General features: G+C 56.1%; 18 protein-coding genes. 11 read left to right on the top strand and 7 right to left on the bottom strand.

All coding sequences use genetic code 11. The annotated features are described in order from the left end of the window. Positions 1 to 20 precede the first annotated feature (20 nt). The 4 genes from QEN58_RS16635 to QEN58_RS16620 all read left to right on the top strand — a co-directional run bounded on the left by QEN58_RS16635 (position 21) and on the right by QEN58_RS16620 (position 4,263). Positions 21 to 1,154: an iron-containing alcohol dehydrogenase gene (locus QEN58_RS16635; RefSeq protein WP_280104708.1), complete on the top strand. Its 1,134-nt coding sequence runs from the start codon at positions 21 to 23 to the stop codon at positions 1,152 to 1,154. 188 nt (positions 1,155 to 1,342) lie between these two features. Next, entirely contained in the window at positions 1,343 to 2,269 is a 927-nt protein-coding gene (locus QEN58_RS16630; RefSeq protein ID WP_280104707.1) for a tripartite tricarboxylate transporter substrate binding protein, read from the top strand. A 9-nt stretch (positions 2,270 to 2,278) separates the two neighbouring features. Beyond that, a complete protein-coding gene (locus QEN58_RS16625; protein WP_280104706.1) occupies positions 2,279 to 2,773 on the top strand; it encodes a tripartite tricarboxylate transporter TctB family protein in 495 nt (164 codons plus the stop codon). Then, entirely contained in the window at positions 2,761 to 4,263 is a 1,503-nt protein-coding gene (locus QEN58_RS16620; protein WP_280104705.1) for a tripartite tricarboxylate transporter permease, read from the top strand. The genes QEN58_RS16625 and QEN58_RS16620 overlap by 13 nt, the downstream gene beginning before the upstream one ends. A 240-nt stretch (positions 4,264 to 4,503) precedes the next feature. On the opposite strand, the gene QEN58_RS16615 is transcribed toward QEN58_RS16620, so the two are convergent. From QEN58_RS16615 to QEN58_RS16595, 5 genes are all read right to left on the bottom strand, one after another. Beyond that, a complete protein-coding gene (locus QEN58_RS16615; protein WP_280104704.1) occupies positions 4,504 to 6,078 on the bottom strand; it encodes an aldehyde dehydrogenase (NADP(+)) in 1,575 nt (524 codons plus the stop codon). Between the two features lie 31 nt (positions 6,079 to 6,109). Next, the gene (gene araD1 / locus QEN58_RS16610; RefSeq protein WP_280104703.1) at positions 6,110 to 7,096 is read right to left on the bottom strand and encodes an AraD1 family protein; all 987 of its coding nucleotides are present in this window, start codon (positions 7,094 to 7,096) and stop codon (positions 6,110 to 6,112) included. Between the two features lie 33 nt (positions 7,097 to 7,129). Continuing rightward, entirely contained in the window at positions 7,130 to 8,431 is a 1,302-nt protein-coding gene (locus tag QEN58_RS16605; protein ID WP_133733254.1) for a TRAP transporter large permease, read from the bottom strand. Beyond that, positions 8,431 to 9,036 carry a TRAP transporter small permease subunit gene (locus QEN58_RS16600; protein WP_273193891.1) on the bottom strand — a complete coding sequence of 202 codons (606 nt, stop codon included), beginning with the start codon at positions 9,034 to 9,036 and terminating at the stop codon, positions 8,431 to 8,433. Before QEN58_RS16600 ends, QEN58_RS16605 begins: the two co-directional genes overlap by 1 nt. Before the next feature lie 83 nt (positions 9,037 to 9,119). Beyond that, a complete protein-coding gene (locus QEN58_RS16595; RefSeq protein ID WP_280104702.1) occupies positions 9,120 to 10,139 on the bottom strand; it encodes a TRAP transporter substrate-binding protein in 1,020 nt (339 codons plus the stop codon). A 237-nt stretch (positions 10,140 to 10,376) separates the two neighbouring features. Here QEN58_RS16595 and QEN58_RS16590 point away from each other — a divergent pair, with 237 nt between their 5' ends. After that, entirely contained in the window at positions 10,377 to 12,122 is a 1,746-nt protein-coding gene (locus tag QEN58_RS16590) for an IlvD/Edd family dehydratase (RefSeq protein ID WP_280104701.1), read from the top strand. Between the two features lie 29 nt (positions 12,123 to 12,151). On the opposite strand, the gene QEN58_RS16585 is transcribed toward QEN58_RS16590, so the two are convergent. After that, positions 12,152 to 13,093, bottom strand: coding sequence for a LysR substrate-binding domain-containing protein (locus QEN58_RS16585; protein WP_280104700.1), 942 nt, complete (start codon positions 13,091 to 13,093; stop codon positions 12,152 to 12,154). Between the two features lie 145 nt (positions 13,094 to 13,238). Here QEN58_RS16585 and QEN58_RS16580 point away from each other — a divergent pair, with 145 nt between their 5' ends. From QEN58_RS16580 to QEN58_RS16555, 6 genes are all read left to right on the top strand, one after another. After that, positions 13,239 to 14,480 (top strand): aldose epimerase family protein, encoded by a 1,242-nt coding sequence (locus QEN58_RS16580; RefSeq protein ID WP_280104699.1) that lies wholly within the window; start codon positions 13,239 to 13,241, stop codon positions 14,478 to 14,480. Between the two features lie 106 nt (positions 14,481 to 14,586). Further along, a complete protein-coding gene (locus QEN58_RS16575) occupies positions 14,587 to 15,582 on the top strand; it encodes an arabinose ABC transporter substrate-binding protein (RefSeq protein ID WP_280104698.1) in 996 nt (331 codons plus the stop codon). 45 nt (positions 15,583 to 15,627) lie between these two features. Further along, positions 15,628 to 17,121 (top strand): L-arabinose ABC transporter ATP-binding protein AraG, encoded by a 1,494-nt coding sequence (gene araG / locus QEN58_RS16570; RefSeq protein ID WP_280104697.1) that lies wholly within the window; start codon positions 15,628 to 15,630, stop codon positions 17,119 to 17,121. Positions 17,122 to 17,176: 55 nt separating this feature from the next. Further along, positions 17,177 to 18,193 carry an L-arabinose ABC transporter permease AraH gene (gene araH / locus QEN58_RS16565; RefSeq protein ID WP_133733729.1) on the top strand — a complete coding sequence of 339 codons (1,017 nt, stop codon included), beginning with the start codon at positions 17,177 to 17,179 and terminating at the stop codon, positions 18,191 to 18,193. 62 nt (positions 18,194 to 18,255) lie between these two features. Continuing rightward, positions 18,256 to 20,001, top strand: coding sequence for an IlvD/Edd family dehydratase (locus QEN58_RS16560; protein ID WP_280104696.1), 1,746 nt, complete (start codon positions 18,256 to 18,258; stop codon positions 19,999 to 20,001). Between the two features lie 40 nt (positions 20,002 to 20,041). Further along, a complete protein-coding gene (locus QEN58_RS16555; protein WP_280104695.1) occupies positions 20,042 to 20,818 on the top strand; it encodes an SDR family oxidoreductase in 777 nt (258 codons plus the stop codon). Between the two features lie 6 nt (positions 20,819 to 20,824). Here QEN58_RS16555 and QEN58_RS16550 read toward each other — a convergent pair whose 3' ends face one another. Next, positions 20,825 to 22,036, bottom strand: a complete 1,212-nt coding sequence (locus QEN58_RS16550) for an ROK family protein (protein WP_280104694.1) — start codon at positions 22,034 to 22,036, stop codon at positions 20,825 to 20,827. Positions 22,037 to 22,094: the final 58 nt, after the last annotated feature.

Genomic DNA, 22,094 nt, shown 5'->3' with positions numbered 1-22,094 from the left:
AATAATAATGAGAAATTAAAATGCCCTATATAATCAATTATTTAACAAAAATTCAGTTTGGTGAAAGCGCTATTGCCGAATTAGCCAATGAGCTGCAATTGCTGACTGTAAAGCGACCGTTGTTTGTGACCGATAAGGGGCTCAGTGCTACCCCTCTCATCGCACACGTTATCGAGTCTGCTCAGCTTGATGATGGCGCCCATGTTTTTGATGATACGCCGTCAAACCCTACGGAAGTCGCGGTAGAGCAAGCGCTTACTTACCTGCGTGCAAACGAATGTGATGGCATTATTGCTGTTGGCGGTGGTTCCAGCATTGATTTAGCTAAAGCGGTCGCCTTACTTTTTAATCATCCTGGCCCGTTACGCCAATACGCTGCGATTGAAGGCGGCGTAACAAAAATTAAAGCCGATGTGCTGCCATTAATCGCAATACCGACAACGGCGGGAACCGGTAGTGAGGTGGGAAGAGCCTCATTGATTACCATGAAAGACAATCGCAAACTTGGCTTTCTTTCTCCTTACCTGATTCCCTCAGTTGCTATTTGTGATCCTCGTTTGACGCTGGGTCTACCACCCTTTTTGACCGCCGCCACGGGTATGGACGCGATTGCTCACTGCGTTGAAACCTTTTTAAGCCCCAAAGTGAATCCTCCGGCTGAAGCAATTGCTTTGGATGGGCTGACGCGTGCTAGCCGATATCTTATTGAGGCCGTTGAAAACGGCGAGAACTTGACCGCTAGAAATGAAATGATGATGGCCGCCCTTGAAGGTGCCATGGCTTTTCAGAAAGGACTGGGAGCGGTGCACTCCTTATCCCATGCATTAGGCGGCCTGCATGAGTTAAAGCTTCATCACGGCACGCTCAATGCCGTGTTGATGCCGACAGTTCTTAGATTTAACCAGCCTGGCTGTGAGGAAAAATTTGCTCGTCTCAAAGATGCGATGGGTCTCGACTCTAATGACGATTTAGCTGAAGCATTTGAAAAGCTCAATGTGAAATTGGGCATGCCTACTAGCTTGAGCGAAATGGGCGTCATGGAAGAGCACTTGGATCAACTAGCGCAGTGGGCATTGGAAGATCATTCCACGGCGACTAATCCGCGTATACCCTCTAAGGAAGACTTTTATAACATGCTCAAAGAAGTTTTCTGATAAAGAGAGTTCTATCCACTTAATAGTCCGTGAAGGAGGTTTTTAACAACAAAACGTAACGAAATAAAGCATACAGTTCCAAAAATGATAATCAATTGTAAGCAATACATTACTAAAGGAATATAAATATGATAATTACAAATCATTCCCTAAAAACTATTTTGGCTTCAAGTATAGCAGCAGCTGTTATGACAGCGTCTGGCTCTGCCCTTGCGGATTACCCCGAACGCCCCCTTACGTTAATTGTGCCTTGGGCTGCTGGTGGTGGCACTGATGCGACGGCGCGAACTATCGCTCGTGCTCTGGAAGAGGAGCTGGGCCAGAACGTCAATGTTGTCAATCGCACAGGCGGCAGTGGCGTTGTGGGGCATACCGCCATGATTAATGCTGAGCCGGATGGCTACACGATTGGCTTGGCGACAGGCGAAGTTAACATGATGCATTGGTTGGGTTTAACGAACCTTACTTATGAGGACTTTACGCCTATTGCTCAAATCAACTATGACTTTCCAGGCATACAGGTAGCAGCCGACTCTCCTTATGGAACTCTTGAAGAACTCCTTGACGCTATACGCTCTGAGCCTAAAGGCACGTTTACTGCTTCGGGTACTGGCCAAGGCGGGGTGTGGCATCTAGCCTTTGCTGGCTTTTTGATGGATCAAGGTATTCCCGCCGACAAAGTGATTTGGATTCCTAGTGAAGGAGCAGCACCAGCGATGACAGAGCTGGTATCTGGGGGTATTGATATTGTGCCAAGCTCGGTGCCTGAAGCCCGCTCAATGATTGAGGCAGGTCGCGTTAAAAGCTTTGCGGTCATGTCTCCAGAGCGTATACCCAGCTTTCCTGACGTTCCCACCACTAATGAGTTAATCGGTAGTAGCTATCAAGTAGGTGAGTGGCGTGGAATTGCAGGGCCTAAAGGCATGGATCCAGAGGTAGTCGCAACATTGGAGTCAGCACTAGAGGCTGCTTATAACAGTGATACCTATCAAGGATTTATGAGTCAGCAAGGTTTTGGTACCGAGTGGCGTAATGCGGAAGAGTTCGGCCAGCTCATGAAAGAGATGGATGGCGTATTCGGTGAAATTGTTGAACAAGTTGGCTTAGCTAACTGAGGAATGACAATGCGGGATTTTTTCGCCGGAATGGGGTTTGTTATTGCTGGGATTGTTACGATCATTACTGCCCAGCAGTTTCCTACTCTACCAAGCCTGCAGTATGGACCTTCGCTTTTCCCCTCCCTCATAGGAGGGGGATTTTGCCTCGGCGGGGCTGTACTTGCCTTTAATGCATTATGGCTTAGAAAAAAAGCTGTCGTGCAAGAAGTACACGATAATCCAGCCCTAGCTGATCCACCGTCTAAAAAAACGAATTGGGCAATGTTGTTGCCACCAATATCAATTGTCTTTTATATCCTGGCAAGCGAATACCTTGGTGCAATGCTGACGATAATGGTCATTTTGTTTTTGCTTATGTTATTAAGAAAAACATCGCCCTACATAGCATTGGCGACCTCTGTGGCAGTGTCATCAGCTATCTATTTTATCTTCTCTCGCTACTTGCTTGTTCCATTGCCGCAAGGTGTTCTATTGGGAGGTAGCCTGCCATGGATATCTTAATGAACGGGGTTGGGCTGGTTTTAAATTTTGAAACCATATTGGTTATTTTAGCGGCTTCATTGTTCGGTATATTTGTAGGGGCAGTCCCCGGCCTTACTGCGACAATGGCAGTAGCGCTATTAGTCCCTTTGACTTTCTATATGGATACTATCCCCGCTATTGCTGCCATTGTAACGACATCGGCGATGGCTATCTTTGCAGGTGATATTCCGGGCACCTATCTGAATATACCGGGTACGCCTGCATCCGCTGCTTATGTAGGGGAATCCTACGCATTAGCGAAAAAAGGCAGGGCGAGAGAAGCCTTAGGTATTAACTTAGTATGTTCCGTTTTTGGCGGTATTTTTGGCACTATTGTTTTAATTGTTGTGGCTCAATCCCTGGCTGAGGTAGCGCTGCAGTTCAGTGCATTTGAGTACTTTTGGCTTGCAGTGCTTGGGTTAAGCTGCTCAATTTTTATCTCAGTTGGTTCTAGAACAAAAGCATTTCTCTCACTGCTTTTTGGCATCCTGCTTTCAACCGTAGGGCTTGATATGATGAGTGGTGCTCCACGTTTTACATTTGGGGTGCCTGACCTTATGGCAGGTATTAATTTCATACCCGTCATGATTGGTATGTTTGCTCTCAATGAATTGATGAGCTATTACGGTTCAAAATCTGAGAAGAAACAAATCACTATCGTCGATAACGATAGTGTCTTCCACCATGTGCCTGGGTATATAAAACGTTACTGGCGTAATATGGTGCGTGGTAGCTCTATTGGCACGTTGATTGGTGCACTGCCGGGTGCAGGTGCAGATATTGCGGCCTGGATCTCGTATGGTGTAGGAAAAGGTAGGTCAAAAGAGAGTGCCAAATATGGCACCGGCAATATAGAAGGCATTGTAGATGCAAGCTCCGCTAATAATTCAGGTATCAGTGGTGCATGGGTGCCCGCTTTAGTCTTTGGGATTCCTGGTGATTCCATTACCGCCATCGTCATTGGCGTTTTATATATGAAAGGAATGAATCCGGGGCCCACTATCTTTATGGATGGGAGTGGATTGATCTATGCGCTATTTATGGTGTTTATCTTAGCTAACTTGATGATGCTACCTATTGGCTATATGGCTATCCGACTTTCAAAATTTTTCATTCTTACACCCAGCCGTGTGCTAATGCCCATAATACTGTGCTTTTGCATTGTGGGGGCTTTCGCTATTAATAATAGTGTTGTGGATATTTGGTTAATGCTCATCGTAGGGTTCGTGGCCTATGTGTTAGCGGTCAATGACTTCCCAATGGCGCCTGCTATTCTTGGTCTAGTGTTGGGGTCCGTTGTTGAAAATAATTTCATGAGCGCAATGCTGCGAACCGGTGGTGACTTAACGAGCTTCTTTGCGAGACCGATTAGTGCTGGGCTTGGCATTGCGGTGATTCTGCTATGGTGCTCACCGCTATTGATCAAAGCTTATCGCTATCAGCAACATAAATCAGGACGTGCCTATTAGTCTGCCAGCTATGGGCTTAATGACGCCATCATCATGCTTTAAGAGAGCTTATGGTGGCGTTATTGCATAAAGAGCATTCACCCATAGGCTGCGTGTATGTGAAGAGGGTAACGGGTTTCAGGATAGAGATAAAAAATGGCATGAAATAAGTGCAGCGAGGCAAACATGGCCTCGCTGCGCTTAGTCGTGAGTCTCTGTTTTATAAGACTATCATGAAGCCATCGCTGGCTTTATTACACGTTATTCACGCTTACCATCGACCAGGCGTGATACCCCACAAGGGTTACCGTCACGGATCGCTTCAGGCAGTAATCCTTCCGGCAGCGCTTGGTAGCACACTGGGCGCAGGAAGCGGAAAATGGCCGCGCTACCTACTGAGGTCGTGCGTGAATCCGAGGTTGCTGGGTAAGGGCCGCCATGTACCATGGCGTGGCACACTTCTACACCCGTCGGCCAGCCGTTGGCCAGAATACGGCCCGCCTTGCGCTCCAGCGTCGGCAGTAGTTGCTTGGCTGTCGCCAAGTCACCGTCATCCATCTGTAGCGTAATGGTGAGCTGACCTTCCAACTGAGCAGCCACCCGTGCCACTTCCAGAGCGTCCGCACAGGCGATCACCAACGAAGTTGAACCAAACACCTCTTCTTGAAGGGCGGGGTCATTGAGGAATGCCTCGGCCTGGGTAACGAACAGTCCCGCTTGGCAAGGGTTCGCTGTTTCACCCGCTTGACCACGTGCGACCTCGGTGACCTTGGCGTGTTTGGCGAGCCGATCAACACCCTGCTGGTAAGCGTCGTGAATGCCTGGCGTCAGCATGGTTTGCGCAGCGCTGCCCTTGACCGCTTCACCGGCCGCTTCAACGAAGGAATCCAGCTCCGGGCCCTGAATCGCAATCACCAACCCAGGGTTGGTGCAGAACTGCCCGGCGCCCATGTTAAGTGAGCCGACAAACCCTTCGGCGATGGCTTTGCCGCGTGCCTTGAGGGCTTCCGGCAGCAGAAAGACCGGATTGATCGAGCTCATCTCGGCGTAGACGGGGATTGGCTGTGGCCGCGCTTGGGCAGTGGCCATGAGTGCCGTGCCCCCACTGCGCGAACCGGTGAAGCCCACCGCCTGGATGCGCGGGTCAGCGACCAGTGCCTGGCCGATGTCGCGGCCTGAGCCAAACAGCAGTGAGAAAACGCCTTCAGGCAGGTTGCACTTGGCAACGGCGCGTTGAATGGCACGACCCACCAGTTCAGACGTGCCGGGGTGGGCAGAGTGGCCCTTGACCACTACCGGGCAGCCAGCCGCCAGTGCGGAGGCAGTATCGCCACCGGCCACACTAAAGGCGAGCGGGAAGTTGCTGGCACCAAACACCGCCACCGGGCCCAGCGCAATATGCCGCTGGCGCAGGTCGGCACGCGGCAGCGGCTCACGGTCCGGCAGGGCGGGATCAATGCGCACATCGAGCCACTCGCCAGCCCGCACTACGTTGGCAAACAAACGTAGCTGACCGCAGGTGCGGCCACGCTCGCCCTGCAAGCGAGCTTCGGGGAGGCCGGTTTCGGCTACGCCACGCTCGGTTAGCTCTTCGCCGATGGCCTCGATCTCGCTGGCGATGGTTTCGAGGAAAACGGCCCGGTCTTCAAGCGAGGTTTCGCGGTAAGTGGCGTACGCCGCTTCGGCAAGTTCACACGCTTGCTCGACTTCCGCTTTGCTGCCGCCGGGGTAGGCGGGCGCGAGGGTCTCGCCGGTGGCGGGATTCACCGCTTGAATGTCAGCCTGTTGGCCGCTGATGGCCTGCTGGCCAATAAGTAGTTTGCCTTCCAGAGTCATACAACCTCCTGCTGGTGTAAAAATGCGGGTGTTAAAGCGATTTTACGCTGATGGTCTGAGTGTCTGTTTCCACCCGTAGCGGGTTGCGCAGTGCGCGGCCAAATTCATGGATATTGATCTCAAAACGATCACCTTCGCGCACCTTAATGCCGTCGGCGAAGCTGAGTGTCGCGGTACCGAAAAAGTGCACATGCACATCGCCGGGGCGGCGGAAACCGGGGTATTTAAAGTGGTGATACTCCAGATTAGCCAGGCTGTGAGCCATATTGGCCTCGCCGGTTAGAAAGGGCTTCTCCCAAACCGTTTCGCCACTGCGCTGGATACGGCTTGTGCCCTCTAAGTGCGCGGGCAGCTCGCCAATCAATAGCTCGGGCCCAAAGCTGCAGGCGCGCAGCTTGGAGTGGGCCAGCCATAGGTAGTTAAAGCGCTCGGTCACGTGGTCAGAAAACTCATTACCTAGAGCGTAGCCGACTCGCCAGGGTTGGCCATCATCGCCAATCACGTAGAGCCCGGCCAGCTCCGGCTCCTCGCCTGCATCCTCGGCAAAGGCAGGTGAGGGGATATCGGCTTCAGGCGCCACCACGCACTGGCCGTCACCCTTATAGAACCACTCCGGCTGCGCACCTAACTGGCCTGCGTCGGGTTTGCCGCCCTCCACGCCGAGCTTGAACATGCGCATGGAGTCGGTCATGTCTTCTTCAGCAGCTTGGGCTTTCGCGTGCATCGCCGAGCGCGTGTCGGCACTGCCCAGGTGGGTAAGGCCGGTGCCGGTGACCAGGCAGTGGGCCGGGTCAGTATGCGTTAATGGAGGCAACAGCTGCTTGGCATCGACCAGCGCTTGATAATCCAGGCGCGTGTCGGTCAGCGCTTCCGTCAGCATGTCGCTAAGCGGCTTACCGGCGCTAATGGCCCGGTTGGCCAGGGTGTAGGTATCGCAGTCGAGCAGTCTGACCTGCTCTTCACTCTCGACCAGAGCGGCGCGAACCTGGCCCTGGTGGTCACACTGAATCAGTCGCATGGTGGTCTCCTAATGAAGCCAGTTTTGTCGTTATCAGAGCGGCCAAATGGCCAGTTGCGGCCACATCAATAGCGCCGCGAGTATGCACAGCTGAATGGCCATAAAGGGCAGTACGGACAGGTAGATATCCTTCAGGCTGATATCCGGCGGTGCCACGCTTTTAAGGTAGAAGGCGGCGGGCCCGAAGGGCGGCGACAGGAACGATACCTGCATATTCACGGCGAAGAGAATGCCGAACCAGATCGGGTCGAAACCGAGCTGAATAACGATAGGCAGAAAGATGGGCAAGGCCAACATGGCGATCCCGATCCAGTCGAGGAACAGCCCGAGCACCAGCATGATCGCCATCATTACCAGTATGATCACAATCGGCGCGACGTCGAGCCCGAGAATCAGGCTCGAAACAAAGCGATTGCCGCCCATCAAGTTATAGACGCCCACCAGGGCGGCGGCACCGATGCCGATCCAGATGATCATGCCGCAGGTGTTCATTGTCTGCCCCAGGCTGTGGTGCAGCATGCCGGGAGAAAACTCGCCGCGCACAATGGTCGCCAGCAGTACGCCGAAGACACCCATGGCAGCTGCTTCGGTGACCGAGGCGATACCACCGTAGATAGTGCCCAGTACTAAAAAGGCAATCAGGCCGGGCAGCAGAATGGCTTTCACTGCCTCCAACTTACTGGCGAAAGGGTTATCCTCTGTGTCTTTATCCAACGGAGGGCCTAGCGCGGGATTCCTCAGGCAGCGCACCAGTACATAGGCAATGTAGGAGCCCATTAGAATGACTGCTGGGGTTACGGCCGCAGCAAACAGGTCTGCAATCGATACGCTGGCGATCAGGCCGTAGATAATCAGCACGATGGAGGGCGGCATCATGGTGCCCAAGGCGCCACCGGCACACACCACCCCGATGGATAGATGCTTGTCATATCCCAGGCGCAGCATTTGCGGCAGCGCCAGAATCCCCAGCAGCACGATTTCACCACCGATGATGCCCGAAAGGGCGGCCAGGAAGAACGCCACGACGATGGTCTGCACCGCCACGCCACCTGGCAGGCGACCGGCGAAGACGCGCATGGCGTTGAACAGGTCTTTGGCGATGCCGGAGCGATCCAGCAGTGATGCCATCAATACGAACATGGGCACCGCCACCAGCGAATACTCGGTGATAAACCCATAGACCCGGCTGGTGACCAGCGGCAGTGCCGCCTCGCCGAACCAGCCGAAGGTGAAGGCCATGGCCACCAAACCGGTGATAAACGCCAGCGGCAGACCGGTGACCAGCAGCGCGAAAATCGCCCCAACCATGAGGATCGTAGCGGTTGAAATATCCATCAGCGCGCCTCCTCGGTGCGGGGTTTCGCCTTCAGCGATTGCCAAAGATGCAGTGTGGCCTGCAGGGCCATCAACGTCAGGGCAAACAGAATCATGCCCTTGACCATGGCCGGAAAAGGGGGGTTCCAGGAGGTGCCGGAGCGCTCCAGCGACCATTCGCCAAGCGGATTATGCGACGCTCCCCAAAACATATGAAAAGCGGCGTAAGTCATTGTCAGGCAAAAAATAAGGGTGAGCAGATCGTTGAAACGATCCATCCAGCATTTCAAGCGGGGGCCAGCGCTGTCGTACAGCACCTTGACGCGAATATGGCTATTGCGCGCCATGGCCGCAGGGCCACCCAGTACAAAGATAACGGCGATCAGAAATACCACGGTTTCGTGAACCCAGGAGGTGGGGTTATTGAACCCGTAACGCATGAATACCTCGACGACGCTGATGCCCATCGCTACCAGCACCAACCAGGAAACAGCGCGGCCGCCCCGTGCCACCAGGCGGTCTAACGCATTACGTTCAGGTGCGATCTCCTCCACCGTTTCGAGGATCTCGGGAAGATCATGGGTGGGTGGGGAACGGTATTGATTGTCAGGTGTTTTTTGAGACATGGCGCGACTCTACGCGCATCGCTCGGGATACTTCCCGAGCGATGCGTTGGTTAGGTTAATGAAGCAGCGTTGAGAGCGGAGCGTTAAAGCAGATTGCGTGAGCGCAAAAAGGCGGTCGCGGAATCATAAACCTTCTGGGTCATTTCATTTTCACCCGCCCACTCTTGCCACTCCTGCTCAGCCGCGGTGCGGAATTTCTGACGCTCTTCTTCAGGTAAGTTGAAGGGGTGAACGTCTGGGTCATCCTGAAGCCGTTGCAGGGTCTCAATATCCTGCTCCTTGAGCCGGGCGATCAGGTCGTAGGCCATGCCATCAAAAGCGGTATTTAGGGTCGTCTGCAGTTCCTCGGGCAAGCCATCCCAGATGTCTTTGTTGATCGACACAGCGATCATGGGCATGGAGTGGAAGCCAGGATAGAGCGGGTAGGGGGCGAAAGCGTGCAGACCCATGGCGTCGTTATTCGAGAGCACCGTGGAGTCCGCGGCGTCAATCACGCCTTTTTCCAGGCCGGTGTACACCTCAGAACCCGGCAGGTTGACGGGCGTGGCGCCAATGCGCTCGAAGATGTTGTACACCATGCCTTGAGGGGCACGGATTTTTAGCCCTTCAAAGTCAGCGATGGATTCGATGGGCACCGTGGAGGGTACCGACTCCAACGGAAAGGTCGCTGCGCTGATCAAATGCGCGCCATAGGGTTCGACCAGTTCGTTGTAAAGCTCTTCACCGCCGCCGTATTTCATGTACTCCAGGAAATCGTAGGGGTTCTGCCAGGCACCGACAAGGTTGCCGAGCATGCCAAAAGCGGGGTCCTGGCCGGAGAAGTAGCTGGGATCCGTCATGTGGCCTTGAAGGATGCCGGCACTAACGGCGGTCAGCGTTTCGGTGGGGCCCACCACTGAATTAATCGGCATTACCTCGATCTCGACACGACCATCGGTCATTGCCGTGATTTTCTCAGCCCACTCCTGCTTGATCTTAAAGCTGGGTTCGCCCGAGGTTTCTGACGCCTGAAATTTCCATTCGTACTCGGCCGCCTGAGCCGTTGAAAGGCCTAACAGCAAGGCAGAGCCAGTGAGTAGAAGGCTGTATTTCGATTTGAGCATGGCACTATTCCTCAAGTTTTTGTTGTGAAGAGCGTGGTGGTTAAGGGGGTGATACAACGGGTCAATGACCCGTACGGGAGGTTAATGTTGAACATTAAGCGCAATTGTTCAACATATACTTTTGTATGGTCGACTAGATTTGCGAGGTAGTTTAGTGTCTTGCGCATTCGACACATGCTCTCGATGCCAACGCTCAGGTCGTCAGCCGTCACCGAACTAAAACAAGGAGTTAACCCCATGGACCAACGTCAACGCCCGCTGCGCAGTGCTGAATGGTTCGGCACCGCCGATAAGAACGGTTTTATGTACCGAAGTTGGATGAAAAACCAGGGGATTCCCGACCATGAGTTCCAGGGCAAGCCGATCATCGGTATCTGCAACACCTGGTCGGAGCTGACGCCCTGCAACGCCCACTTCCGCAAATTGGCGGAACACGTGAAGCAGGGCATCCTGGAGGCGGGCGGCTATCCGGTGGAGTTTCCGGTGTTTTCCAACGGCGAATCCAACCTGCGTCCCACGGCCATGTTCACCCGTAACCTGGCCAGCATGGACGTGGAAGAAGCCATTCGCGGCAACCCCATGGATGGCGTGGTACTGCTGGTGGGCTGCGACAAAACCACCCCGGCGCTGCTGATGGGCGCGGCAAGTTGCGATATCCCCACCATCGTGGTCACCGGTGGGCCGATGCTCAACGGTAAGCACAAAGGTAAGGATATTGGTTCTGGCACCGTGGTGTGGAAGCTCTCCGAGCAGGTCAAGGCCGGCGAGATTTCACTCCATGACTTTATGGCCGCCGAGGCGGGCATGTCCCGTTCTGCGGGCACCTGCAACACCATGGGCACCGCCTCAACTATGGCCTGCATGGCGGAATCCCTGGGCACCTCGCTGCCCCATAACGCCGCCATCCCTGCGGTGGACTCCCGCCGCTACGTGCTTGCCCATTTGTCGGGTAACCGCATTGTCGAGATGGTCAACGAAGATCTGCGGCTCTCCAAAATCCTCACCAAGGAAGCCTTCGACAACGCCATCCGTACCAACGCGGCGATTGGCGGCTCCACCAACGCGGTGATTCACCTCAAAGCGATTGCCGGGCGCATCGGCGTGGATCTGACGCTGGACGACTGGAGCCGGGTGGGGCGCGGCACGCCCACGGTGGTCGACCTGCAGCCCTCGGGGCGCTTTTTGATGGAGGAGTTCTACTACGCCGGTGGCCTGCCCGCGGTGCTCAAGCGCCTCGGCGAGGCCGACCGGCTCCCCTTCAAAGACGCGTTAACCGTCAACGGCAAAACCCTGTGGGAGAACGTGAAAGACGCGCCGCTCTACAACGACGACGTTATTCGCCCGCTGGACAACCCCCTCACCGCAGACGGTGGTATCTGCGTCGTGCGCGGCAACCTAGCCCCCAATGGCGCAGTGCTCAAGCCCTCGGCAGCCACGGCTGAGCTGATGCAGCACCGCGGTCGCGCGGTGGTATTTGAAGACTTCGACGACTACAAGGCTCGCATCAACGACCCAGACTTGGACGTGGAAGCCAACGACATTCTGGTCATGAAACACTGCGGCCCCCGCGGCTATCACGGCATGGCGGAGGTAGGCAATATGGGCCTGCCGCCCAAGATACTCGCCCAGGGGATTACCGATATGGTACGTATTTCGGATGCCCGTATGAGCGGCACGGCGTATGGCACCGTGGTACTGCACGTAGCGCCCGAAGCCGCCGCTGGCGGCCCGCTGGCGGCGGTACGCAACGGCGACTGGATCGAACTCGACTGCGCCAGCGGCCGACTGCACCTGGACATCAGCGATGAAGAACTGGCATCACGTTTAGCCGACAGTGACCCCACCGCCGCCTCAACGCTCATCGCCAGCCAGGGAGGCTACCGCCAGCTGTACATCGAGCGGGTGCTCCAGGCGGACGAAGGCTGCGACTTCGACTTTTTGGTCGGCTGTCGGGGTTCTGATGTGCCGCGTCACTCGCATTAATACGCTGAACTGAAGGCGCGCGACGTTAGCTAAGCCCCCTGGGCAATAATCTCGCGCAGGGTGCTCATTAGGGCGGCTGCACCGGGGGAGAGGCGTTGGTGGCGCAAACTCACCAGCCCATAGGGCTGAACGCTCAGCGTCTCGCTAAAGGGCAGCAGGTGAAAGCGCTGAGGCGGACAGAGCAAGTCGGCGGCTTCCCGCGTAGTTACCGTGATGGTGTTGGATTTGTCGACCAGCGCTAGCGACAGCAGCAAGTCTGCGGTATCGACAATCTGTCGGGGCGGCGCGACTTGGTGGTGCAGAAATAGGCTATCCACCCGCTGGCGCATCAACGCGCCGGTAGGCTGCAGCGACCAAGGGAAGCCCGCCATATCAGCAAGGCTCAGTGTTTGTTTATCGGCTAATGGATGCCCTTGGCGACACACAAAGCAGAGTTCTTCCTCGCCAATTTCTTCAAATACGAAGCGCTCGGCATCGATGCCTGCGGGAATGCGGGTAATCGCGAAATCCAGCTCGCCTTCGAGCAGACGCGGTACCAGCACCTTACTAACATCCACATCCACGCTGATCTTTAGCCCTGGCCGGTCGCGTTGTACCTGCTCAATGGCGCTGGTAAGCAGAGTGACCGCCGGGGCCATCACCGTACCGACCGCTACCGTGCCCGCATTCCCTTTGCCGAGTGCGTTCAACTCCTCACCGGTATGATGTAACGCTGAAAGCATGCTGTGGGCGTGACGAATCATAATCTCGCCGTACCAGTTAGGCGTTAGCCCGCGGGGGTGGCGATCAAACAGGCGAATACCCAGGTTGGCTTCCAGGTCGCTGAGTAGTTTTGAGGCAGCGGGTTGGCTCATATTGAGCTGAGTAGCCGCACGATGCAGGTTGCGCTGCTCATCCAGGGCTAAAAAAAGCTGAAAATGGCGCAACTTTAGTCGCACGTCTAAAAACCAGTTCTCGCCGAGAACGCCCATGGAATAAGCCCCGAGTTGTTACTGATACTTAGAAGTATATCGATAATAAGGTGTTTGTATATTGGTTGGTTATGCAAGACGTGGCTACTGTAATGACTGAATAGGCGTTCCAATAACAACAACGATCTCCATTAGGAGGAAAATCATGCCACTCATGAATACTCAGGTAGGCGCTCTGAGGCATAGCGCTGGATCAATGCTGCTGCTAAGCACCGGTATCGCCCTGCTGATGGTTAGCGCGGCTCAAGCACAAAGCGAAACGCAGACGACAATAGGAAATGGCGCCGAAAACGGCGTTGAGAAATCGGTGTTTGGTCACTTGCCTGATGGCCGTCAGGTCGATGTCTATCAATTTACCAACGCCAATGGTATCGAGCTGCGGGTGACCAACTATGGCGGCATTATCCTGTCGCTGAAAACCCCCAATGTTGCGGGCGAGTTTGACGACATAGCGTTGGGCTTCGACGCGCTGGATGTGTATCTCTCCGACGCGTACCGTCAGGCTAACCCCTACTTCGGGGCGATCATTGGGCGCTACGGCAACCGTATCGCGGGCGGCCAGTTCTCTCTTGATGGGAAAAGCTATTCACTGGCCACCAATGATGGCAGCAATCATCTTCACGGCGGCGATCAAGGGTTCGATAAAGTGCTGTGGCAAGCCGAACCATTTGAAAACGAAGCAGGCTCTGGTTTGGTATTGCGCTATACCAGCGAGGATGGCGAAGAGGGTTATCCCGGTAGGTTAGAGACCGAGGTGACCTATACGTTGACCGATAACGACGAGCTTATGGTCGATTACCAAGCCGTGACCGATAAGGCCACACCCATCAACCTCACCCAACATAGCTATTTCAATCTAAAGGGCGAAGGTAGTGACACCATTCTCGATCATCAGCTAATGATTAACGCCCCTGCCTTTACCCCAGTTAACGACACGCTGATCCCTACCGGCGAGATTCGTGCAGTAGATGGCACACCGTTCGACTTTACCCAGCCGACGCCTATCGGTGAACGAATTGAGCAGGACAATGAGCAGCTCTCTTTTGGCGGCGGTTATGACCACAACTTTGTGCTGGCCCGTGATAACGCAGCATCGGATGAACTGGTCTTGGCTGCCAAGGTGTGGGAGCCGCAGAGCGGACGCATGGTGGAAATCACTACCACCGAACCCGCGATCCAATTTTACTCGGGCAACTTTCTTAACGGCGACCTGACCGGTAAACAGGGTAAGGCCTACGGCCACCGCTCTGGCTTTGCGCTGGAAACCCAGCACTACCCTGATTCGCCCAATCAGGATGCGTTTCCCAGCACGATCCTAGAGCCCGATGATACTTACCTTTCTCGTACGGTATACCGTTTTTCCGCCCAGGAATCTTTTGATGAGTAACGCGCAGCGTTCGTTACTAGCAACCGGAGCAAGCAGCAATCCCCACAATTAAAAACAGCTCATTCACAGCGACGCAAAAATAATCAATAAAAGTAGGAGTAAGACCATGCAACTAACCAAAACATTTACTCGTTTAGCGCTCGGCAGCGCCATCATGCTGGCCTCGCTGGGGTCAGTACAGGCACAGGAAGACGAGGTGAAGATAGGCTTTATCGTTAAAAAACCAGAGCAGGCATGGTTTATTAACGAACAACAGGCCGCGACGGCAGTCGGCGAAGAGCTTGGTTTCGACGTGGTACGCCTAAGCGGCGAAGATGGCCAGGAAGTGCTCACCGCCATTGATAACCTCTATGCCCAGGGTGCTGAAGGCTTTGTAATCTGTCCGCCGGACGTGCGTCTGGGGCCCGCCATCATGAACCGTGCTAACCAGTACGATATGAAAGTAGTCACCGTAGATGATCAGTTCGTTAACTCGAGCGGTGAACCGATGGAAGGCGTACCGCACCTGGGCATGTCCGGTTATAAGATTGGTCAGCAGGTAGGCGATGCGATTGCCGCCGAAATAGAAGCGCGCGGCTGGAATCCTGAAGAGGTGGCCGCGCTACGCATCACCAATAACGAGCTACCCACCGCCGTTGAGCGTACTGATGGTGCCACCGCTGCGCTCCTTGACGCTGGCTTCCCTGAAGGCAATATCTTTGATGCGCCCCAGCAGAACAGCGATACCGCCAGCGCCTTTTCGGCCGCATCTCCGGTGCTCTCGCAGCGTGGCGATTATGAGCATTGGGTGATCTATGCCCTTAACGAGGAAAGTGTGCTGGGTGGCGTCCGGGCTACCGAGCAATACGGCCTGGCCCCAGAAGATGTGATCGGCGTCGGTATTAACGGCTCCGGTGCTGCCTTTGCGGAATTCTCACGTGATAACCCCACAGGCTTTCACGGTACCGTGGCTGTCAGCTCTACTATGCACGGAAGTCAGACCGCTGAAGATCTCTACCGCTGGATTAGCGAAGACAAACAACCGCCGACCAATACCGAAACCTCAGGTGTCTTGATGACACGTGAGAACTGGCAGGAAGTGCGCGAAGACCTGGGTCTATAAGAAAACGGCGTCTGTAACGATAAGTGACCGCGGGAGTATTGAAGCATGTCTGATGCTTATCTACGTTTCGACGCGATTAGCGTCGTCTTCCCTGGCGTGCGGGCGCTGGATGGTGTGAGCTTCGCGGCTCACACCGGCCAAGTGCATGCGCTAATGGGCGAGAACGGCGCGGGTAAATCCACTCTGCTCAAGGTGCTAAGTGGTGTTAATCGCGTGGCGGAAGGGGCGTTGTGGATCAACGGCCAGCGCCACGTGTTCAGTAACGCCCGTGAAGCGCTGCGAGAAGGGATCGCCATTATCTACCAGGAGTTAACGCTCTCGCCCAATATGTCGGTGGCCGAGAACCTGCTGCTGGGCCAACTGCCTACGCGGCGGGGCTTTGTTAACCGTCGCCAGTTGCGCGAAAAAGCGCTGGCGATTCTGGCCGACCTTGGTGAGGGGAATATCCACCCCTCGACCAAGGTCCGCGATCTCTCCATCGGCCAACAGCAAATGATTGAGATTGGCCGTGCGCTGCTGCGCGACGCCAAGATTATCGCCTTTGATGAACCTACCAGCAGCCTTTCCATTCAAGAGACCCGCCAGCTAAAGCGCATCGTCAAACGGCTGCGTGACGAGGGGCGGGTGGTGCTCTACGTGACGCACCGTATGGAAGAGGTGTTTGATATGTGCGATGCGGTGACGATCTTCCGCGATGGTCAGCATATTCGCACCCACGAGGATATGTCGGCTCTGAATCACGACCTCTTAGTGAGTGAGATGGTGGGCCGGGATATCAACGATGTTTACGGCTATCGCCCTCGCGAGCATGGCGACGTGATATTGAACGTCGAGGGCATTCAGGGGCGTGGCCTTAAGGCACCGGTAAGTTTCTCCGTTAAGCGCGGTGAAGTATTTGGGTTGTTTGGTCTAGTCGGCGCCGGACGCAGCGAGTTGCTGCGGCTGGTCTGCGGGGTCGAGTCTCCCAAAGCAGGTAGCGTGCAATTCAATGGCGAGGTGCGACGGTTTAAAAGCCCTCAAGATGCCATTCGTGCGGGGATTGCCATGTGCCCGGAGGATCGTAAATCCCAGGGTATTTTCCCGGTGGCCAGCGTCGCCGACAACCTCAATATCAGCTGTCGACGCTTTTTTAAACGCTGGGGAATGTTTCGCCACCCTGGTCGTGAGCGGCGTAATGCCGAGTCGTATATTCAGCAACTCAGCGTTAAAACGCCGAGCCCGCGAACGCCCATTGGTAAGCTCTCGGGCGGTAATCAGCAGAAGGTGATTCTGGCCCGTTGGCTGGCTGAAGAGATTGATCTGTTCGTGATGGACGAGCCGACCCGAGGCATCGACGTGGGCGCTCGGCGAGACATTTACTCGCTGCTCTACGACCTGGCCGAACAGGGCAAAAGCGTCGTGGTGATTTCCAGTGACCTCGCGGAAGTTAGCTCTATTTGCGACCGGATCGCGGTGATGCGCGACGGGGAATTAGTAGACGTGGTGCCGCGCGAGTCGGCCACCCCCGAACGCCTGTTGGGGCTGGCATTGCCCGCCTAAGTCGGCTTTTTTTCAGCACGCTCGCTCTTAAAAGAACACGCTCAGGACGATAATCATGACAACGAACGATGTAACCCAAAGCGATGGCCATAAAGCGCCCGCTCGCCCGGCGGGGCGCCAAGGGCTTATCAAGCCGCTACGTACACTGCTCGATACCTCGGGCATGATTGCGATTTTTTTGCTGTTGTTTATCGCGCTAGCGGTGCTCATCCCTGACTTCCTAACCGGCCGCAATATGGTCGGGTTGCTGCTGTCGGTGACCTTAATCGGCAGTTTAGCCGCCACCATGATGTTGGTATTGGCGCTGGGTGAGGTGGATCTTTCGGTGGCCTCCACGGTGGCCTTTGCAGGGGTGGTCGCCGCAACGGTGACCACCAGCACCGGTAGCGTGTTTATTGGCGTGATAGGGGGCATTGTGGCTGGGGGCGCGGTAGGTGCCTTTAACGGCCTGGTCATTGCCAAGTTCGGCATTAACTCGCTGATCGCAACGCTGGCAGCAATGGAGTTTGTGCGCGGGTTGGCTTACATCACCTCGGGTGGTGACGCCGTGATGATTACCGTGCCGGGCTTCTTCGATCTGGGCAGCGCCTCCTTTCTCGGTCTAACCCTGCCGGTATGGACGATGCTGGCCTGCTTTGTGATCTTTGGCGTAATACTCAATATGACTGCCTTCGGGCGCAATGTGCTGGCGACTGGCGGTAACTCCGAGGCCGCTGCGCTGGCGGGGGTCAACGTCCGCCGCCTCAAGATTATTGTCTTCGGTCTTCAGGGTGTGGTGGCTGGCATCGTAGGGGTGCTGCTGGCCTCGCGCATGGGTCTGGGGGATCCAAATACCTCCATGGGTCTGGAGTTGGCAGTAATCTCCGCCTGTGTACTGGGCGGGGTTGCGCTGTCGGGCGGTGTGGCGACGATCACCGGCGTGGTGGTCGGGGTGCTGATCATGGGCTGTGTGCAGAATGCCATGGGCCTGCTCAACGTGCCGACGTTTTACCAGTACCTAGTACGCGGTGGAATTCTACTGCTGGCCGTGATGTTTGACCGCTGGAAACACACTCGTCGTCAGCGGGCCTAACACCACATATCGATGCCTTTTTCCCATGAACTTTTTCACCGATTTTTTCCGGAGAGATCCCCATGTCTGATCGCAAGCCGCCCCTACGCTCCGCCCAATGGTTTGGCACCGCCGATAAAAACGGTTTTATGTACCGTAGTTGGATGAAAAACCAGGGCATCCCCGACCATGAGTTCCAGGGCAAGCCGATCATCGGTATCTGCAACACCTGGTCGGAGCTGACGCCCTGCAACGCCCACTTCCGCAAATTGGCGGAACACGTGAAGCAGGGCATCCTGGAGGCGGGCGGCTATCCGGTGGAGTTTCCGGTGTTTTCCAACGGCGAATCCAACCTGCGTCCCACGGCCATGTTCACCCGTAACCTGGCCAGCATGGACGTGGAAGAAGCCATTCGCGGCAACCCCATGGATGGTGTGGTACTGCTGGTGGGCTGCGATAAAACCACCCCGGCACTGCTGATGGGGGCGGCGAGCTGCGATATCCCCACCATCGTGGTGACTGGCGGGCCGATGCTCAACGGCAAGCACAAGGGCAAGGATATCGGCTCCGGTACCGTGGTGTGGAAGCTCTCCGAGCAGGTCAAGGCGGGTGAGATTTCACTGCACGACTTTATGGCCGCCGAGGCGGGCATGTCCCGTTCTGCGGGTACCTGCAACACCATGGGCACCGCCTCCACCATGGCCTGTATGGCCGAATCCCTGGGTACCTCGCTGCCCCACAATGCGGCGATTCCCGCGGTGGACTCCCGCCGCTACGTGCTGGCCCATTTATCGGGTAACCGGATTGTCGAGATGGTCAACGAAGACCTGCGGCTGTCCAAAATCCTCACGAAAGAAGCCTTCGACAACGCCATCCGCACCAACGCCGCCATCGGCGGCTCCACCAACGCGGTGATTCACCTCAAAGCGATTGCCGGGCGCATCGGCGTGGATCTGACGCTTGACGACTGGAGCCGGGTAGGGCGCGGCACCCCCACGGTGGTGGATCTTCAGCCCTCGGGGCGCTTTTTGATGGAAGAGTTTTACTATGCGGGCGGTCTACCGGCGGTGCTCAGGCGCCTGGGTGAAGCCGACCGGCTGCCCTTCAAGGACGCACTCACCGTCAACGGCAAAACACTTTGGGAGAACGTTCAGGACGCCCCACTGTACAACGATGAAGTCATTCGCCCGCTGGACAACCCCCTCACCGCAGACGGTGGTATATGCGTGGTGCGCGGCAATCTGGCCCCCAACGGTGCGGTGCTCAAGCCCTCGGCGGCAACCGCCGAGCTGATGCAGCACCGCGGTCGCGCGGTAGTGTTTGAAGACTTCGACGACTACAAAGCACGCATTAACGACCCGGACCTGGACGTGGAAGCCAACGACATCCTGGTCATGAAACACTGCGGCCCCCGCGGTTATCATGGCATGGCCGAGGTAGGCAACATGGGCCTGCCGCCCAAGATCCTCGCCCAGGGGATTACCGATATGGTGCGTATTTCCGATGCACGCATGAGCGGCACCGCCTACGGCACCGTGGTACTGCACGTCGCCCCCGAAGCCGCTGCTGGCGGCCCGCTAGCGGCGGTACGCAACGGCGACTGGATCGAACTCGACTGCGCCAGCGGCGGCCTGCATCTGGAAATCAGCGATGAAGAGCTTGCCTCGCGCCTGGCCGAAAGCGACCCCAACGCCGCCTCGACGCTGATCGCCAGCCAAGGTGGGTATCGCCAGCTGTATATTGAGCGTGTACTCCAGGCGGACGAAGGCTGCGACTTCGACTTCCTGGTCGGCTGCCGCGGGTCTGATGTGCCGCGGCACTCGCATTGATGTTTGACTGGCGAACTGAACGTACGCAAGAGGAAACACCATGACCGCCAGGCTGGCAGCCAAGCACATCCTAGTCACCGGGGCAGCTACGGGCATCGGACGTGCCATTGCCGAGGCCTGCGTACGAGAGGGTGCCACGGTCGCCTTGCTGGATCGGGAGGGTGATAGTGTCGAGAGGCTGGCGACGGAGCTGCGTAGTGAAGGGCATAACGTCCAGGCGCTGATTGCGGATATTGCTGACCGCGCAATGGTGGACGCCGCCGTAGCAAAAGCGCGGGAAAGGAACGGCCCCTTGACCACCTTGATCAATAACGCCGGGATGAATGTTTTCTACGAGCCACTCGCTATGCCGGACGAGGCCTGGCAGCAGTGCCTCGCGGTCGATCTTGAAGGCGCCTGGCACTGCAGTCGGGCAGTCCTGCCGGATCTTATTGAGCAGGGGGGCGGTGCCATTATCAACATTGCCTCCACCCACAGCTTCTCGATTATTCCCGGCTGTTTTCCCTATCCGGTGGCCAAGCACGGTTTGATTGGTTTAACCCGAGCACTCGGCATTGAATACGCTCCGCGCGGTGTGCGGGTCAATGCGATTGCGCCGGGCTATATCGCCACTCCGGCGGTGGAGGCGCATTGGCAGACGTTCGATGACCCCGCTGCGGCTAAAGCCCGCATCGAAGCGTTGCTGCCGCCAGGGCGGTTGGGGCAGCCCGAGGAAGTGGCCATGACGGCCGTCTTTCTGGCCTCGGATGAGGCGCCCTTTATTAACGCAAGCTGCTTGACCATTGATGGTGGGCGAAGTGTGGTTTATCACGACTGACACCCATTAATCGCTATCCAGCAGCGTTTGAGTATCGGTGGCGTGTAGCGCCAGGGCGATACCGCCCATGCAAGTCATGTCGCGCTCCCAGGCGCAGCTTTCGATGCGGGTGGTGCCCATCAGTTCGGCCACCAGGGCATCATTAATGGCGCTGTGCATGGCGGTCTGCATAACGTCAAAACCGCGTACGCCGGAACCGGTAATCAGGACTAGATCGGGGTTGAACAGCGCCAGCACATTGGCAATGCCGAAACCCAATGCCCGGCCAGCCTCGGCATAAATGCGCTGTACAGTCGGTTCGCCGTTTAATGCCAATTGGGTGAGCGCCTGCATCTGCTGCTCTGAAGGGTGGGCACTGTCGCCAGAGGGAAGTTCTAAATGGCTGGCGGCGGCGCGATAGAGCGCGTAGTCGCTGGCATAGGCTTCAATGCAGCCCCGTCGACCGCAGGCGCAAAGTGCGCCATCTGGGTGGTATTTGCTATGCCCAAACTCGGCCGCCGACCCATTGGCGCCGAGATAAGGCACGCCGTTAATCAACACCGACATGCCAATGCCGTAGCCCAGCATAATGACCACTAAATTGGGGCAGTCTGCATAGGCGGACTGTGCCGCTAAAACGCTGGCGATACAGTTGGCATCATTCTCCAGCAGCACGCTGCAGTGAAAACGCTCCGCTAATCGCGCCGAGACCGGTGCGTTACGGAAGCTTAACGCGGGTGACCAGATAACCGTACCGCTCTGCGAAGACACCACGCCCTGCACCGCCAAACAGATCCCCGCCAAGCGTTGAAAACCTTTCAGCTGTTGAGTGCAAACAGTGCTGATCTTGTCTTCCAGCAGTGCTGCCAGGTCGTCGGCGCTCATCGTCAAGGTGGGCACCACGTGGAGCTCGCTATGGCGAACCTGGCCCGCAAAATCCCCGACCACCAGTTGGATCTCATTGATCGATAGCTTGATGCACACCACACAGGCGGCATTAGGCTTGAGTTCAATCAAGGTTTTCGGTCGACCACGCCCGTTTGAACGGGGTGTTTCGGGCGGGCGCTCACTGATCAGCCCCTGCTGGAGCAGCTCGGAGCTAATCGAGGTGACGGTAGCGGAGCTAATGCCATTGAGTTTGCCTAGATCGGTGCGTGCCACCGGCCCTTGATCTCGCAGGGTGCGGATCACCGCCAGGGTGTTGCCGATGCGGCTAGTATCAGTCGATGAAAGAGCCATAGGGTCGTGCGACCTAAGTTGCATATGCAAGTATTTATTTTAGCACCTAAAGTAAATC

Source organism: Halomonas alkaliantarctica (genome assembly GCF_029854215.1).
Classification (GTDB): Bacteria; Pseudomonadota; Gammaproteobacteria; order Pseudomonadales; family Halomonadaceae; genus Vreelandella; species Vreelandella alkaliantarctica_A.
The sequence above is the reverse complement of the archived record's forward strand: the minus strand, read 5'-3'. Positions and strand labels throughout refer to the sequence as shown.